The organism is Parvimonas sp. C2 (assembly GCF_035282405.1).
Lineage (GTDB): Bacteria > Bacillota > Clostridia > Tissierellales > Peptoniphilaceae > Parvimonas.
This window is the reverse complement of sequence record NZ_JAYKBP010000001.1, coordinates 265,437-280,821: the sequence shown is the minus strand read 5'-3', so window position 1 is coordinate 280,821 and position 15,385 is coordinate 265,437. Positions and strand designations below refer to the sequence as shown.

General features: G+C 29.5%; 22 protein-coding genes. All 22 read left to right on the top strand.

The window, feature by feature from the left end:
- Positions 1–2 precede the first annotated feature (2 nt).
- Positions 3–509: a 30S ribosomal protein S5 gene (gene rpsE / locus VJI95_RS01310; protein ID WP_416384090.1), complete on the top strand. Its 507-nt coding sequence runs from the start codon at positions 3–5 to the stop codon at positions 507–509.
- 14 nt (positions 510–523) lie between these two features.
- Positions 524–703 carry a 50S ribosomal protein L30 gene (gene rpmD, locus VJI95_RS01305; protein WP_068473718.1) on the top strand — a complete coding sequence of 60 codons (180 nt, stop codon included), beginning with the start codon at positions 524–526 and terminating at the stop codon, positions 701–703.
- Positions 704–716: 13 nt separating this feature from the next.
- Entirely contained in the window at positions 717–1,166 is a 450-nt protein-coding gene (gene rplO, locus VJI95_RS01300; protein ID WP_233055438.1) for a 50S ribosomal protein L15, read from the top strand.
- Position 1,167: 1 nt separating this feature from the next.
- Positions 1,168–2,445 (top strand): preprotein translocase subunit SecY, encoded by a 1,278-nt coding sequence (gene secY / locus VJI95_RS01295; RefSeq protein WP_323999764.1) that lies wholly within the window; start codon positions 1,168–1,170, stop codon positions 2,443–2,445.
- Between the two features lie 17 nt (positions 2,446–2,462).
- Complete coding sequence (locus VJI95_RS01290) at positions 2,463–3,104, top strand: adenylate kinase (protein ID WP_324009959.1); 642 nt, start codon at positions 2,463–2,465, stop codon at positions 3,102–3,104.
- Between the two features lie 27 nt (positions 3,105–3,131).
- A complete protein-coding gene (locus VJI95_RS01285; protein ID WP_009372611.1) occupies positions 3,132–3,413 on the top strand; it encodes a hypothetical protein in 282 nt (93 codons plus the stop codon).
- 12 nt (positions 3,414–3,425) lie between these two features.
- Entirely contained in the window at positions 3,426–3,644 is a 219-nt protein-coding gene (infA, locus tag VJI95_RS01280; RefSeq protein ID WP_004833593.1) for a translation initiation factor IF-1, read from the top strand.
- 16 nt (positions 3,645–3,660) lie between these two features.
- Positions 3,661–3,774 carry a 50S ribosomal protein L36 gene (gene rpmJ / locus VJI95_RS01275; protein WP_004833592.1) on the top strand — a complete coding sequence of 38 codons (114 nt, stop codon included), beginning with the start codon at positions 3,661–3,663 and terminating at the stop codon, positions 3,772–3,774.
- A 23-nt stretch (positions 3,775–3,797) separates the two neighbouring features.
- Positions 3,798–4,166 carry a 30S ribosomal protein S13 gene (rpsM, locus tag VJI95_RS01270; protein ID WP_004833591.1) on the top strand — a complete coding sequence of 123 codons (369 nt, stop codon included), beginning with the start codon at positions 3,798–3,800 and terminating at the stop codon, positions 4,164–4,166.
- Positions 4,167–4,179: 13 nt separating this feature from the next.
- Positions 4,180–4,575 carry a 30S ribosomal protein S11 gene (rpsK, locus tag VJI95_RS01265; RefSeq protein ID WP_004833590.1) on the top strand — a complete coding sequence of 132 codons (396 nt, stop codon included), beginning with the start codon at positions 4,180–4,182 and terminating at the stop codon, positions 4,573–4,575.
- Between the two features lie 62 nt (positions 4,576–4,637).
- The gene (locus VJI95_RS01260; RefSeq protein WP_324009957.1) at positions 4,638–5,579 is read left to right on the top strand and encodes a DNA-directed RNA polymerase subunit alpha; all 942 of its coding nucleotides are present in this window, start codon (positions 4,638–4,640) and stop codon (positions 5,577–5,579) included.
- Positions 5,580–5,596: 17 nt separating this feature from the next.
- Positions 5,597–5,941, top strand: coding sequence for a 50S ribosomal protein L17 (rplQ, locus tag VJI95_RS01255; protein WP_323999761.1), 345 nt, complete (start codon positions 5,597–5,599; stop codon positions 5,939–5,941).
- Positions 5,942–6,257: 316 nt separating this feature from the next.
- Positions 6,258–7,394: a cysteine desulfurase family protein gene (locus VJI95_RS01250; protein ID WP_324009955.1), complete on the top strand. Its 1,137-nt coding sequence runs from the start codon at positions 6,258–6,260 to the stop codon at positions 7,392–7,394.
- An 11-nt stretch (positions 7,395–7,405) separates the two neighbouring features.
- A complete protein-coding gene (locus VJI95_RS01245; RefSeq protein WP_324009954.1) occupies positions 7,406–8,608 on the top strand; it encodes an AI-2E family transporter in 1,203 nt (400 codons plus the stop codon).
- 9 nt (positions 8,609–8,617) lie between these two features.
- Complete coding sequence (gene alaS, locus VJI95_RS01240; RefSeq protein WP_323999758.1) at positions 8,618–11,224, top strand: alanine--tRNA ligase; 2,607 nt, start codon at positions 8,618–8,620, stop codon at positions 11,222–11,224.
- A 15-nt stretch (positions 11,225–11,239) separates the two neighbouring features.
- Complete coding sequence (locus tag VJI95_RS01235) at positions 11,240–11,491, top strand: IreB family regulatory phosphoprotein (protein WP_323999757.1); 252 nt, start codon at positions 11,240–11,242, stop codon at positions 11,489–11,491.
- A gap of 53 nt (positions 11,492–11,544) precedes the next feature.
- On the top strand, positions 11,545–11,970 hold the full coding sequence (gene ruvX / locus VJI95_RS01230; RefSeq protein ID WP_323999756.1) for a Holliday junction resolvase RuvX: 426 nt from the start codon (positions 11,545–11,547) through the stop codon (positions 11,968–11,970).
- Between the two features lie 10 nt (positions 11,971–11,980).
- The gene (locus VJI95_RS01225) at positions 11,981–12,223 is read left to right on the top strand and encodes a DUF1292 domain-containing protein (RefSeq protein WP_324009953.1); all 243 of its coding nucleotides are present in this window, start codon (positions 11,981–11,983) and stop codon (positions 12,221–12,223) included.
- Between the two features lie 15 nt (positions 12,224–12,238).
- Complete coding sequence (locus tag VJI95_RS01220) at positions 12,239–12,682, top strand: Fur family transcriptional regulator (RefSeq protein WP_323999753.1); 444 nt, start codon at positions 12,239–12,241, stop codon at positions 12,680–12,682.
- A 9-nt stretch (positions 12,683–12,691) separates the two neighbouring features.
- Positions 12,692–14,365, top strand: coding sequence for a ribonuclease J (locus VJI95_RS01215; RefSeq protein WP_324009952.1), 1,674 nt, complete (start codon positions 12,692–12,694; stop codon positions 14,363–14,365).
- 8 nt (positions 14,366–14,373) lie between these two features.
- The gene (locus VJI95_RS01210) at positions 14,374–14,697 is read left to right on the top strand and encodes a YlbF family regulator (protein ID WP_324009951.1); all 324 of its coding nucleotides are present in this window, start codon (positions 14,374–14,376) and stop codon (positions 14,695–14,697) included.
- Positions 14,697–15,335 carry an O-methyltransferase gene (locus VJI95_RS01205; protein WP_324009949.1) on the top strand — a complete coding sequence of 213 codons (639 nt, stop codon included), beginning with the start codon at positions 14,697–14,699 and terminating at the stop codon, positions 15,333–15,335. Before VJI95_RS01210 ends, VJI95_RS01205 begins: the two co-directional genes overlap by 1 nt.
- The last annotated feature ends 50 nt before the right edge of the window (positions 15,336–15,385 follow it).

Below are 15,385 nucleotides of genomic sequence, written 5' to 3'. Positions count from 1 at the left end.
TAATGGAACTTTTAATTAAAGAAGTAGAAGGATTAGAATTAGAAGAAAGAGTAGTTGCCATCAACCGTGTTACTAAAGTAGTAAAAGGTGGTAGAAACTTTAGATTTAGCGCTCTTGTAGTAGTTGGAGATGGTAATGGACATGTTGGTGTTGGTATTGGTAAGGCACTTGAGGTTCCTGAAGCTATCAGAAAAGGTGTTCAAGATGCTAAAAAGCATGTAATTAGAGTACCTCTTGTAAATACTACAATTCCTCATGAAATTGTTGGAGTTTTTGGAGCTGGTAGAGTTTTATTAAAACCTGCTGGAGCCGGTACTGGAGTTATCGCTGGTGGTCCTGTTCGTGCAGTTTGTGAACTTGCAGGAATTAAAGATGTAAGAAGTAAATCTTTGGGAACTGCTAATGCTAGAAATATAGTTAATGCAACTATGGAAGGGTTAAAGAATCTTAAAAGAGCTGAAGATATTGCTAGATTAAGAGGAAAATCCGTAGAAGAAATATTAGGTTAAGGGGGGCTTTTAAAATGGCAAAGCTCAAAATAACACTTAAAAAGAGTAAAATTGGTAGAATAGAAAAACATATTAAAAATGTTGAAGCTTTAGGTTTAAAAAAAGTTGGTCAAACAGTTGTTAAAGAGGACACTCCATCAATTAGAGGGATGATCAATCAAATTAGTTTTATGCTTGAAGTTGAAGAAATTTAAGGAGGTATAAAGCGTGAAGTTACATGATTTAAGACCTGCTGAAGGTGGAGGCTCAAAAGCAAGAAAAAGACTTGGTAGAGGTTACGGTTCCGGACTTGGTAAGTATGGTGGTAAAGGACGTGACGGACAAAACTCAAGATCTGGTGGCGGAGTAAGACCTGGATTTGAAGGTGGACAAATGCCACTATTTAGAAGACTTCCAAAAAGAGGTTTTACAAATATTTTTGCTAAACAATATGCAGAAGTAAATGTAGAACAATTAAATATTTTTGAAGATGGTACAGAAGTTACTGAAGAATTAATATTTGAAGTTAATTTAGCTAAAAGAGCTAAAGCAAAAGATGGCGTTAAGATTTTAGGTAATGGAGAATTAACTAAAAAATTGACTGTATCTTGCAGTAAATTTACTAAAAGTGCTATCGAAAAAATAGAAAGCACTGGAGGAAAGGTAGAGGTGATCTAATATGTTCAAGACTCTATCAAATGCGTGGAGAATAAAAGAAATCAGAAGTAAAATGATTTTTACATTATTGATGATTGTTGTTTATAGACTTGGAAATGTTATTCCAATTCCTTTTATAGACAAAACAGTTGTTAATAAGCTGATGAGTAGTAATACTGGTGGTTTAGTAAATCTATTAGATTTACTTGCCGGAGGTAGTTTAAAACAAATGAGTGTTTTTGCTCTAAGTATTTATCCTTATATTACAGCATCAATAGTTGTTCAGCTTCTTACTATTGCATTCCCAAGACTTGGAGAAATCGCAAGGGATGGTGAAATGGGTAGAAAAAAAGTTGCAAAGTATACTAAAATAGGTGCAGTTATACTTGGGATTTTTGAAGCTATGGCAATAGCAAATGGATTATTTGCTAAAGCGATAGTTGCTAAAGGATATATTCAATCAGCATTGATTATTACATCTTTATTAGCAGGTTCTATGTTCTTAGTTTGGTTAGGAGAAATGATAACTGAAAAGGGAATTGGTAATGGTATTTCAATTATTATCTTCCTTGGTATTGTTTCAAATTTACCATCACAAATTGGTACATTTATTTATGGAATAAAGACTGGAACAGTTGGAATTCTTACTATAATAGGTGTTGTACTAGCGGCTATTGCAATAGTTGTAATTGTTGTACTTATAAATGAAGGTGAAAGAAAAATAACAGTTCAATATGCTAAAAAAGTTGTTGGAAGGAAGATGTATGGCGGACAAGCTACTCATATTCCGGTAAAAGTTAACATGAGTGGTGTAATGCCTGTAATCTTTGCATCCTCTTTATTGGCTATGCCACAAACTCTTTCATTATTATTTTCTGGTGGAACTCCAAGTTGGATTACTTCATATTTAACAGTTGAAGGTTCAGTTGGTGTATATGTATATTCAATATTGAATTTTATATTGATAATATTGTTTGGATTCTTTTATTCAGCTATTCAGTTTAATACTGTTGAATACGCAAAAAATTTACAACAATATGGTGGTTTTATTCCTGGAATTAGACCTGGAAAACCAACTGGAGAACATTTACAAAAAATATCAAATAGAATTACTTTCTCAGGTTCTATTATATTAGCTTTAATTGCTTCAGCGCCAATAGTTCTTTCACGTTTAAGTGGAATGAAAATTAACTTTGGTGGAACATCAGCTATAATCATAGTTGGTGTTGTAATTGAAACAATGAAACAAATAGAATCTATGATGTTAATGAGACACTATAAAGGTTTTTTAAATAAATAGTTTATAGGAGATAAATTATGAGACTAATTTTGTTAGGACCCCCGGGGGCCGGAAAGGGAACTCAAGCGTCAAGTATCGTTTCTGAATATGGAATAACTCATATTTCAACGGGAGATATTTTTAGACATAATATTAAAAATGAAACAGAGCTTGGAAAAAAAGTAAAGTCATACTTAGATAAAGGTCAACTAGTACCTGATGAACTAACTATTGATTTGGTATGGGATAGACTTTCAAAGGACGACTGTAAAAATGGATTTTTATTAGATGGTTTTCCAAGAACAATTAATCAAGCAGAAGCCTTGCAAAAAGGATTAGAGAAAAGAGGTCTTAAACTAGATAAAGTTGTTAACATAGATGTTGATAAGAATATTTTAGTAAAGAGACTTTCTGGAAGAAGGGTTTGTAAAAACTGTGGAGAAACTTATCATGTAGATAATAAGCCAACTTCAAAAGATGGTATTTGTGATAAATGTTCAGGAGAAGTTATTCAAAGAGCAGATGATAATGAAAAAACTGTATTAGATCGTATAGAAGTATATGAAAAGCAGACTTTTCCACTAATTGATTTTTACAAGAATTTAGGATTGATTTTAACTGTTGATGGTACTTTGTCTATTGAGGATGTCTTTTTACAAATTAAGGAGTCTCTTTCTTAGAATGTTTAACATTTGGGAGAGTATACTATGGATCTAAATTTTGATTTTAAAGTAGGTCAGGTTGTAAAATCACTTAAGGGCCGGGACAAGGGCGAAGTAATGATCATAGTTGAGGTAATTAGTTCATCATTAGTAAAAGTTGCTAATGGTAGTAATAGACCTCTTTCTAAACCTAAACTTAAAAAGTCAAAGCATTTGCAAATTTATAATGACGTGCTTAAAGATTTTAGTTTGAATCCATTATCATTTAATGATTCTAATTTGCGAAAATTATTAAAATCATATATACAGGATAATGTAGAAAAATAGGAGGTTCTTTAAATGTCCAAAAAGGATGTTATAGAAGTTGAAGGAACTGTTATTGATGCTATGCCGAATACTATATTCAAGGTTAAACTTGCAAATGGTCATGAAATAACAGCTCATATATCAGGAAAATTAAGAATGAATTATATAAGAATTCTTCCGGGAGATAAGGTATTGGTTGAACTTTCACCTTATGATTTAACAAAAGGAAGAATAACTTGGCGAAACAAGTAGCATAGGAGGGACTTAAATGAAAGTAAGACCATCAGTGAAAAAAATGTGCGAAAAATGTAAAATCATCAGAAGAAAAGGCAGAGTAATGGTGATTTGTGAAAATCCAAAGCACAAACAAAAACAAGGTTAATGAAGATGGAGGTGTAGGTAACAGTGGCAAGAATTGTAGGTGTCGACTTACCAAGAGAAAAAAGGGTAGAAATAGGTTTGACTTATATCTATGGTATAGGTAGAAAGACTTCAAATGATATTCTTAGAAATGCTGGAATAAACCCAGATACAAGAGTTAAAGATTTAACTGAAGCTGAAGTTGCTTTAATAAGAGCTGAAATAGATAAATATCTTGTTGAAGGTGATTTACGTAGAGAAATCGCTATGAATATTAAGAGATTAAGAGAAATTAACTGTTACAGAGGAATCAGACATAGAAGAGGTTTACCTGTAAGAGGACAAAATACTAAAAATAATGCCAGAACAAGAAAAGGTCCAAAGAAAGTTTCTGGTACAAAAAAAGGTAAATAAGGAGGGGATTTAATTGGCAATTAAGAAACAAAAAGCTCGTGTTAAAAGAAGAGAGCGTAAAAACATTGAAAAAGGACAAGCTCATATCGTTTCTTCATTTAATAACACTATGGTAACTCTTAGTGATTTAAACGGTAATGTAATTTCTTGGGCAAGTGCTGGACAATTAGGTTTTAGAGGATCAAGAAAATCTACTCCATTTGCTGCACAACAAGCTGCTGAAGAAGCTGCAAAGAAAGCTATGGAACATGGGCTAAAAGTTGTAGAAGTTTATGTCAAAGGACCTGGATCAGGTAGAGAAGCTGCTATCAGATCATTGCAAGCTACTGGACTTGAAGTTAGTTTAATTAAGGATGTTACTCCGATTCCACATAATGGTTGTAGACCACCAAAGAGAAGAAGAGTGTAATTGTAAGCTTTTAAAGGTATTTAAAAGTTTCAATATGAATTAGACTAAGGAGGATAAAGTCTATGACAGAAGATTTAAATACAAATATTGAAGTTTTAGATCTAGATCTTGAAAAAAACTATGGTAAATTTGCTATAATGCCTCTTGATAGAGGATATGGCACTACATTAGGGAATTCTATGAGAAGAGTACTTTTAGGTTCTCTTCCTGGATCTGCCATAGCAACTGTTAAAATTGATGGTATTGGACATGAGTTTACTACTATTAAAGGCTCAATAGCTGATGTTCCAGAAATTTTAATTAATATTAAGGGAATTGCATTAAAGAAATTCAATGATGAACCTGTAATTTTAGAATTAAATGTAAAAGGACCAAAAGTTGTAACAGCTGGAGATATTTCTGAAAATCAAAATGTTGAAATAGCTAATAAAGATCATTATATAACAACTCTTAATGAAGAGGGAGAAATCCGAATGGATTTATTAGTCTTAAATGGTAAGGGCTATAGAGTTAGCGACTTGAATAAAGAATATTGTGATATTAATTCAATAGCGGTGGATTCTTCTTTTTCTCCTGTGAAGAAAGTAAACTTTATGGTAGGAAATACTAGAGTTGGACAAAGTATAGATTTTGACAAACTTGAAATTGAGGTTTGGACAAATGGAACTATTACTCCACAAGAAGCTCTTTCAACAGGTGCTGGAATTTTTATAGATTACTTAAGTCTATTTAGATCACTACCAGACATTAACCTTGATAATTCAAGTATAAAAGATGGTAAAAATTTGGACACTAATAGTGTTTTATCAAAGAGTGTTGAAGAATTAGATTTATCCCTTAGAAGTTTTAACTGTTTGAAAAGAGCAAATCTTGATACAGTTAAGGATATTATTTCACAAGATATAGAACAGCTAAAGAAAATTAAAAACTTTGGTAAGAAATCTGTAGAAGAAGTAGTGGATAAAATACATGAATTAGGTTTAAAATTTTTAGATGAAGAATAAAAAGAGGAGGTAGTACTTTGGCTAATTTAAGAAAACTTGGACGTAGAGCTGACCATAGAGATGCAATGCTTAGAAATCAAGTTCAATCTCTTTTTGAAAATGGAAAGATTCAAACTACGGTAACAAGAGCGAAGGAAACTAGAAGAGTAGCTGAAAAAATGATAACTCTTGGAAAAAAAGGCGATCTTCATGCAAGAAGACAAGCTTTAGCTTATATTTACAAGACTGAAACAGTTCATAAGCTATTCGAAGAAATTGCTCCACTTTATAAAGAAAGAAATGGTGGATATACAAGAATATTAAAGCTAGGACCTAGACAAGGGGACGCAGCTGAAATGGCGATTTTAGAATTAGTAAAATAATTTGCTTAAAGGCTAATATTAGATTTTAATAAAATTTTTACTGAAGGCACTGATTAATCAGTGTCTTTTTTCTATAAAAAATAGAATGAAGTATTTTTTGAAAATAGATAATTTTAAAATCTTTAAAGTAAATGTTTAAAAAGTTCTTGAATAGTTTTTACTTAAACTAATTGATAACAGAATAAATACAAGTATTAGATTTTATATGTGGGTAATTTTAATTTATTTGATACTTTTTGCTATGCTTTCTTGTAATTTATAGGTTTTTGGAGTATAATTATAGTAATATTTTTTATTATTATGGAGTTTTGTATATATGAATAATATTATATATTTTGATAATTTTGCAACTACAAGTTTAAATGAAGAAGTCTTTGATGAAATGAAGAATTTTTTACTTAATAATTATTCTAATCCTTCTTCTCTATATGAATTTGCACAAAAATCTAGAGTTGCTGTCGAAAAGTCAAGGGAAAATATTTCTAATTACATAAATGCTGAGAAAAATGAATTGTTTTTCACAACAGGAGGAACAGAAGCTGATAATTGGGCTCTTATGGGTCTAACTTTGTTTAAGGGAAGAAAAAATGGTCATATTATTATAACAGCCTTCGAACACTCTGCAATTTTAGAAACTGCAAAATTTTTAGAAAATAGAGGTTTTGATGTTACTTTTATTAATCCTGATAGAGATGGCTTTATAGATGAAAAAAATATTATTGATTCAATAAGAGATGACACTATTTTGGTATCTGTTATGTATATTAATAATGAAGTAGGAACTATTCAAGATATAAAGAAAATTTGCAATTCTGTCAAGGAAAAAAATCCAAAAATTGTTTTTCATACAGATGCAGTTCAAGCTTTATCTGAGTTAGTGATTGATGTTAAAGATTTGAATGTTGATTTACTTTCTATTTCTGGTCATAAGGTTCATGCACCAAAGGGAATAGGAGCTTTATATATAAAATCAGGAACTGATATTGAAAATTTTGTATTTGGAGGTAGTCAAGAACGATCAAGACGTGCAGGAACTGAAAATGTTGCAGGAATAGTTGGATTTTCAAAGGCTATAGATATTTTGAGAGAGTCAAGAGAAAAAAATGTTTTTAAGAGATTAGCTTTAAGAGATTATTTTTTGAAAAATATTAAAGAAAATTTTAAAGATTATGAGATTAATGGTTCTCTTGACAATAGATATTCTGGAAATGTTAATATTTCTTTTTCTGGATTAGATAAAGAAATGTTAATTATGACTATGGATTTTAAGGGAATTTGTATTTCAGGAGGATCTGCGTGTAGTAGTGGTTCTATTGAAAATTCACATGTTTTGACAGCTATGGGTATTGACGACGAATTAAAGAATAGTGCTATAAGAATCAGTTTTGGAGAAAATAATACATTTGAAGAAATAGATGAATTTATTATAGCTTTAAAAGAAATAATTAATTAGATGGAGGTAATATGTTAGATTTTGATTTTGTGTTAAATATTACTATAAAAATATTGATTTCGATTTTATTGATTGTTGGAATTTACGTATTTATTCAATTTTCAAATAAGAAGTTAGATTACGATGATAAAATAAGATTTAATAAGCTTAAAATTTTAAGAATGATGTTATATATTTTATCGACATTTGCTATGTTTTATCTATATAGTATTTATCCTATATTAAGAATAACTTTTTTTACATTTTTAGCATCAGTAATTATTGCGTATATTCTAAATCCATTTATGAAATTTCTTGAGGGGAAAAAAATAAAGAGGTTATATGCTATAATACTTATTTATATTATAATTACACTTTCAATTTGTGTTTTGGCGATTGGAATATTTCCAAGTACATTTAGACAATTTAAACATTTATTGTTCTCTTTGCCTGATATGGTCAAAAATTTTGTTGATTATAGTGATAGTATTAGACAAAATTTATTTACAGATACACCTTTTATTAATGAAATGATAAATAGTATAAATGGTCAACTTGTAAAAATTGCCAATACATTACTATCATCTTCTGCAACTTGGATAACAGGAATGGTTGCAGGAATATCGAATTTTATAGGAATAGTTATTCAACTTATATTAATTCCTGTAATAACATTTTATTTATTGCTTGAAAAAGATAAAATTTTTGACGTAATAGGAAAGAAAGTTCCTGATAGGTATGAAAATTTCTTGGTTAAAATATGGAGAGAAATAGATGAATCATTATCCATGTTTGTAAGAGGTAGAATTATAATGGCTATTTTTGTAGGAGTAGCTACTATGATATATTTAATGGCGTTCGGAATTGAATTTTCTTTTGTTATAGGGGTTATAACATGTGTGGCAGATATTATTCCATATATTGGTCCATTTTTAGGTTTTGTACCTGCTGTTTTACTTGCATTATTTAAAGGACCATTTACTGCTTTTTGGGTTGCAGTACTATTTTGTTTCGTTCAATGGCTTGAAAATAATATTTTGGGGCCAAAAATACTTGGAGATAGTACAGGAATGCACCCACTAATAGTTTTGATACTATTAATTATAGGTGGAGGAATGTTTGGAGTTTTGGGTATGATTTTCTCAGTGCCTATTGCTGCGGTTATAAAGATAATTTACAAACATACTAAACCTTATGTAAAAAAATATTTATACAAGGATAAAATTAATAATTAAGAGGGATATATGAGAAAATTAGGATTAAATGAAATTAGAGAAGAGTATTTAGAGTTTTTTGAAAGTAAAGGACATTTACGTTTAAAGAGTTATCCTTTAATACCAAATAATGATAAAAGTTTATTGCTTATAAATGCTGGAATGGCTCCATTAAAAGATTATTTTACAGGGGTAAAAAAAATGAGTAAAAATAGAGCTACTTCTAGTCAAAAATGTATTAGAACAGCTGATATCGATAATGTAGGAAAAACTCAGAGACATGGAACTTTTTTTGAAATGTTAGGGAATTTTTCATTTGGAGATTATTTTAAAAGAGAAGCAATAACTTGGGCTTGGGAATTTTTGACAGAAAAATTAGAAATGGATAAAAATTTACTATCTGTAACAGTTTATGAAGAAGATGATGAAGCTTATAATATTTGGAGAAATGAAGTTGGACTTCCAGCGGAAAAAATTCAAAGACTTGGAAAAGAAGACAATTTTTGGGAATTAGAAGTTGGCCCTTGTGGTCCGTGCTCTGAAATTATGTATGATAGAGGAGAAAAATATACAAATCCTGATGATAGATTTATGGAAATCTGGAATTTAGTTTTTACTCAATTTAATAAGGACAAAGAAGGAAATTATCATAGATTAGATCATCCTAATATTGATACCGGAATGGGACTTGAAAGACTTACTTTAGTTTTGGAAGAAAAAGATAATATATTTGAAATAGGCTTAGTTGATACTATAATTAAGAAAATAGAAGAAATTTCCGGAGTTAAATACAAATCAAATGAAATTTCTGATATTTCTATAAGAGTAATAGCAGATCATGCTAGAGCTATGACATTTTTAATTTATGATGGTGTAATTCCAAGTAATGAACAAAGAGGCTATGTTTTAAGAAGACTTATAAGACGTGCTGCAAGACATGGTAAATTATTGGGAATTAAGGATAATTTTTTGATGGATGTTTCAAAAGTTGTTATGGAAGCTTATAATATGGAATATCCTGAATTATTAGAAGATAGTGAAAGAATTTTTAAGATTTTAAACGCTGAAGAATCTAAATTCCAAGAGACTATAGAACAAGGATTAGGTATTTTGAATTCTTACATAGAAGATGAAAAATCAAAGAATTCAAAGGTTTTATCTGGGGATAAGGCTTTTAAATTATATGATACTTATGGATTTCCATTAGATTTGACAAAAGAAATTTTAGAAGAAGAAAAGATGACAGTTGATGAAGAAGCTTTTAATAAAAATATGCAAGATCAAAAGATTAGAGCAAGAGAAGGCAGAAATGTTTCATCAGCAGGTTGGAGCGAAAAAAATACTGACTATCTAAAGACTTTGGAAACTACAGAGTTTTTAGGATATACAGATAATGTATGTGTTGGAAAAGTTATAAAACTATTTAAAGATGAATCAGCAGTTTCTACATTAAATCAAGGAGATAAGGCATTTTTAGTATCTGATAGGACTGTTTTCTATGGAGAAGGTGGAGGACAAGTAGGAGATATTGGAATTATTATTGGCGAAAACTGTGAGCTTAAAGTTTTAGATACTAAGAAAAATAAAAATAATGGAATTTTCCACAGTGTAGAAGTTATTAGTGGAAATGTTAATTTAAATGATGAGTTAACATTTAAAATAGATGTAAATAATAGACGTGATATTATGAAAAATCATTCTGCAACACATCTTTTACATCAAGCATTAATAGAAGTTCTAGGTAATCATATTAATCAAGCTGGTTCTTTGGTAGATGCAAATAAATTAAGATTTGATATTACACATTTTGAAGCTATAAGCCAAGAGGATTTAAAAAGAGCAGAACAAATTGTAAATGATAAAATTGCTTTAAACCTTGATACAATCATAAAGGAAATGTCTTTAGAGGAATCTTCAGAAATGGGTGCAATAGGACTTTTTGAAGATAAGTATAAAGATGTTGTAAGAGTGGTTTCTTTTGGAGGTTGGTCAATAGAACTTTGTGGAGGGACACATGTAAGAAATGTTAGTGAAATTCAAATGTTTAAAATAATTTCAGAATCAAGTGTTGCTGCTGGAGTTAGAAGAATTGAGGCTATTACAGGTAGAAGTGTTTATGAATACTTAAAGAAAACTGAAAATCAAGTTGAAGAAGTTTCAAATGTATTAAAATGTAAAAAGCCTGAGTTAGTTTCTAAAGTAGTTTCTCTAACTGATGATATTAAATCTTTAGAAAAAGAACTAAAAGAAATAAAGTCCCAAATGACTTTGAGTAGTTTAGATACTTTTATAGCAGAAAAGAAAGATATAGATGGTATTTCTTTTATTGCTAAAAAAGTAGAATTTGAAAATCAAAATGATTTAAGAGATTTAATTGATAAATTAAGAGATAAATTGGGTAAAAGTGTAATAGTGTTTGCTAATGTTTATCAAGGAAGACTTACTTTTACAGTTGGAGTAAGTAAAGATTTGAATGCAAAAAAAATAAATGCCGGAAATATTGTTAAAGAAGTTGCAAAACTTGTTGGTGGAAACGGTGGAGGTAGACCTGATATCGCATCAGCAGGAGGAAAAGACTTGAGCAAGGTAGATTTTGCTTTAGGAAAAGCCGAGGAGATTTTAAAATCTCAAATGTAAAATAGGAGGGATTATATGTCAAACGAATTTAATGAAACAATGAGAATTGAAATACCAACTGATAAAAAAAGTATTAAAGAAATAATAAAAATAGTGTATTCAGCACTCGAAATTAAGGGATATAATCCTAAAAATCAAATTATAGGATATATTCTTTCAGGAGATCCTACTTATATTACTAGCTATAATAATGCTAGGGGTTTAATTAGACAAGTTAGTAGAGATGAAATACTTGAAGAATTTTTAGAAAATTATATAAAGGATTAAATTTATCCTGGCAAATTGTCGAGGCTTTTACATAATGTTAAAAAGGGGTATTTATGGATAGATATATGGCTTTGGATGTAGGCGATAGGACTATAGGAGTTGCTATTAGTGATCCATTGTTTATTATGGCAGAAGGGCATAGTACAATTTTTAGAGAATTTATTGAGAAGGATTTGGAATCATTAAAAAATATAATAATTAAAGAAAATATTATTAAAATTGTTGTTGGACTTCCTAAGAATATGAATAACACAATTGGACCACAAGGTGAAAAAGTACTAGCTTTTGTTGATGAGCTTAAGAATTTTTTAAAAGAAAATAGTTTTAATATAGAGATAATTATGCAAGATGAAAGACTTACAACTGTTAGTGCCGAAAGAATTTTAATTGAAGGAAATATGAGTAGAAAAAAAAGAAAAAAAGTAATAGATAAAGTGGCAGCAACCTACATTTTACAGTCATATTTGGATAGAAAATAGGAGTGATATTTTGGAGCGTTTTGAAGCTTTTGATGAAAATGGGAAAAAAATTATTTTTGAATTAGTTGAAACTTTTGGTATGAATGAAAGTGAGTACGCTGTTTTGAATTCAAAAGATGATATCAACACATATATTTTGAAGATTGTATATGATAAAGAAGGAAATATTAATTTGGAAGGTATTGATGATGAAGAACTTTCCGATGCGATAGATGTTTATGAGGAATTAAAGTCAGAAAAAGAAAATATTTAGAAAAGGAGAATAGTTATGGAAGTAAAAGAAATGAAAAAGTTGTTAGTTGAAAACAACTATAAGATTACTAAACAAAGAGAAATTGTTTTTAATGTCCTAAATGAAAATAAAGGTAATCATTTAAGTCCAGAAGAACTACATGAAATAGCTAGTAAATATGATAAAGATTTGGGAATTGCTACTGTTTATCGTACACTTGTTATTTTTGATAAAATGAATATAGTTCATAAATTGGATTTTGATGATAAAAGATATAGATATGAAATCATAAGAGATGATGACAAGCATCAACATCATCATCTTCTGTGTAAAGATTGTGGAAAGATAATTGAAGTTGAAGAAGATTATTTAGAAACTTTAGAACAAATTATTGAAGAAAAATATAAATTTAAAATTATAAACCACGATTTAAAATTCTATGGAAAGTGTTCAGATTGTTCAAATTTTGAAAAGAAGTAGGGGATTGTTGTGGTGCAAAAAAATAAAAAGAAAACTTTAAAGATGATACCCTTAGGTGGAGTTGGTGAAATAGGTAAAAATATGTCTATTTTGGAATATGATGATGAAATTATCATTCTAGATTGTGGAATGACTTTTCCAGATGATGATATGCCAGGAATAGATATAGTAATTCCGGATATTACCTATTTAATGAAAAATATTGATAGGGTAAAAGCGCTTTTTTTGACACATGGACACGAAGATCACATCGGAGCCGTCCCATATATATTAAAAAAGATAAATGTACCCGTTTATGGAACTAAATTAACTTTAGGTCTTGTTGAAAGTAAATTACAGGAACATAATCTTAGTAAAGAAAGTTTACACTTGGTAAATGCCGGAGAAATTATAAAAACTAAGCATTTTTCTGTTGAATATATAAGAGCTTGTCATAGTATTCCTGACAGTGTAAGTTTCGGAATAAAAACACCAGTTGGCAATATTATTTTTACGGGAGATTTCAAAATTGATTACACACCTATTGATGGAGATAAAATGGATTTACATCGTATTGCTCAATGGGGAATTGATGGAGTTATGCTCTTATGTGCAGATAGTACCAATGTTGAAAGACCTGGATATACAATGAGTGAAAGTTCAGTAGGAGAAACTTTTATAGAACTTTTTAGTAAAGCTCATGGAAGAATTATAGTTGCAACATTTGCGTCTAACCTTCATCGTGTGCAACAAATAATAAAAGCTGCGGAGAAATTTAAAAGAAAAGTTGCTGTGTCAGGCAGATCTATGGTTAATGTTATTAAGGTTGCTACTGAACTCAATAAATTGGAAATAGAAAAAGGAACTCTTATTGACTTAAAGGATATTAATAAGTATGATGAGTCTGAAATTGTACTTTTGATGACTGGAAGCCAAGGTGAGCCTATGAGTGCATTAAATAGAATGGCTTACGGAGAGCATAGAAAACTTGTATTGACTGAAAGTGACACTGTAATAATTTCAGCCTCACCAATTCCTGGAAATGAAAAAATCTTTTTTGGACTTGTAAATCGTCTTGTTGAAATGGGAGTTAAAGTAATTCATTCTTCTCTTGCAGAGGTTCATGTTTCAGGCCATGCTTGTCAGGAAGAATTAAAGTTAATTCATACTTTAGTTAAACCAAAGTACTTTATTCCAGTTCATGGAGAGTCAAGACATTTAAAAAGACATGCAAAACTAGCGGTTGAAATGGGTATGTCGAAAGATAATATTCTAATAGGAAGAAATGGTACTGTTTTTGAATTTAATTACAAACAAGAAGGATTTATATCAGGAACAGTTGAGTCTGGAAATATTTTGGTTGATGGACTTGGAGTTGGTGATGTAGGTAGTGCAGTTTTAAGAGATAGAAAACATCTATCAGAAGATGGTATTATAATTGTTATGGTAGTTCTTGAAAAATCTACTAAAGAAATAATTTCGGGACCTGAAATAGTTTCAAGAGGATTTATCTATGTAAAGGAAAATTTGGATCTTGTTTCTGAAATGAGAAAAGTTGTTGAAAATACTTTAAGTATTTGTAAGGATGATTCTATAACAGATATTGGAACTATGAGATATAATATTAGAAAAGATTTAAATTCTTATATCTATCATGAAATAAAAAGAGGTCCAATGATTATTCCTATAATTACAGAGCTTTAGGAGGTTTTATGAATATTTATAATAGTATCTTAACTTTTTCAAATGATTTTAAAAATTGTGATGAAGTTAAAGAGTTTAAACGATTAAAGAAAAAAATTGATGAAAATCCTGAAAATAAAAAAATTATAGATGATTTTCATAAGAAGTTATATGATTATCAAGTTGCAAAGCAAAATGGAGAAGATGTTACTGAAAAAGAAAAACAACTTAATGATTTGAATGCAATTTTGATGAGCAATTCTGAAATATCAGAATTTATGGCAGCAGAAGTTAGGATTTCAACTATAATGAATGATATAGTAAAAATGTTGGAAGAAACAATAGCAGAATAATGGAAGTAGTTGCAAATTATGTTTCTGAATATATCAGGAGTTTAGAACAAAGTAGAGAGCCTATTTTAATTGAAATGGAAGAATTTGCTTGCAAAAATAAAGTTCCAATTATAGAAGTTGAAGTTGCTAGATTTTTAGAATTTTTAGTAATGTTAAAAAAACCAAAAAGAATTTTAGAGATTGGAACTGCAATAGGTTATTCATCTATAATTATGAATAGAGCTTATCCTGATTCTATTATCACAACTATTGAGATTGATGAGAAAAACTTTTTAAAAGCAAAAGAGTTCATAAAAAGAGCGGGTTGTGATAAGAATATAGATCTTATATTTGCTGATGCAAATGACGCTTTAGATTTTATTACAGATAAATATGATATGATTTTTATGGATGCTGCAAAAGGGCAATATATAAGTTTTTTCGAGAAATCTATTGAAAAATTAAATCATGGGGGAATATTAGTTTCAGATAATATTCTGTTTCGAGGTCTTGTTGCAAAAGAAAAAAATAATATAAGAAGAAAAAACACAATAGTTAAAAGATTAAAAGAGTTTTTAAAAATTATCACAAATAGTGATGAATTTTCGACTACTATAATACCAATAGACGATGGTATGGCTATATGTTATAAAAAATAGATTAAATATTTAATGGGAATCCAGTTTTCTTGGATTCCTATTTAATAGTT

What these genes read in the sequence shown, in the direction of transcription:
- rpmJ (WP_004833592.1), top strand. Translation starts at nt 3,661, where the DNA reads ATGAAAGTAAGACCATCAGTGAAAAAAATGTGCGAAAAATGTAAAATC.
- ruvX (WP_323999756.1), top strand. Translation starts at nt 11,545, where the DNA reads ATGGATAGATATATGGCTTTGGATGTAGGCGATAGGACTATAGGAGTT.
- VJI95_RS01245 (WP_324009954.1), top strand. Translation starts at nt 7,406, where the DNA reads ATGTTAGATTTTGATTTTGTGTTAAATATTACTATAAAAATATTGATT.
- VJI95_RS01210 (WP_324009951.1), top strand. Translation starts at nt 14,374, where the DNA reads ATGAATATTTATAATAGTATCTTAACTTTTTCAAATGATTTTAAAAAT.
- rpsE (WP_416384090.1), top strand. Translation starts at nt 3, where the DNA reads ATGGAACTTTTAATTAAAGAAGTAGAAGGATTAGAATTAGAAGAAAGA.
- VJI95_RS01220 (WP_323999753.1), top strand. Translation starts at nt 12,239, where the DNA reads ATGGAAGTAAAAGAAATGAAAAAGTTGTTAGTTGAAAACAACTATAAG.
- VJI95_RS01285 (WP_009372611.1), top strand. Translation starts at nt 3,132, where the DNA reads ATGGATCTAAATTTTGATTTTAAAGTAGGTCAGGTTGTAAAATCACTT.
- VJI95_RS01205 (WP_324009949.1), top strand. Translation starts at nt 14,697, where the DNA reads ATGGAAGTAGTTGCAAATTATGTTTCTGAATATATCAGGAGTTTAGAA.
- VJI95_RS01235 (WP_323999757.1), top strand. Translation starts at nt 11,240, where the DNA reads ATGTCAAACGAATTTAATGAAACAATGAGAATTGAAATACCAACTGAT.
- rpmD (WP_068473718.1), top strand. Translation starts at nt 524, where the DNA reads ATGGCAAAGCTCAAAATAACACTTAAAAAGAGTAAAATTGGTAGAATA.
- alaS (WP_323999758.1), top strand. Translation starts at nt 8,618, where the DNA reads ATGAGAAAATTAGGATTAAATGAAATTAGAGAAGAGTATTTAGAGTTT.
- VJI95_RS01290 (WP_324009959.1), top strand. Translation starts at nt 2,463, where the DNA reads ATGAGACTAATTTTGTTAGGACCCCCGGGGGCCGGAAAGGGAACTCAA.
- secY (WP_323999764.1), top strand. Translation starts at nt 1,168, where the DNA reads ATGTTCAAGACTCTATCAAATGCGTGGAGAATAAAAGAAATCAGAAGT.
- VJI95_RS01250 (WP_324009955.1), top strand. Translation starts at nt 6,258, where the DNA reads ATGAATAATATTATATATTTTGATAATTTTGCAACTACAAGTTTAAAT.
- VJI95_RS01260 (WP_324009957.1), top strand. Translation starts at nt 4,638, where the DNA reads ATGACAGAAGATTTAAATACAAATATTGAAGTTTTAGATCTAGATCTT.
- infA (WP_004833593.1), top strand. Translation starts at nt 3,426, where the DNA reads ATGTCCAAAAAGGATGTTATAGAAGTTGAAGGAACTGTTATTGATGCT.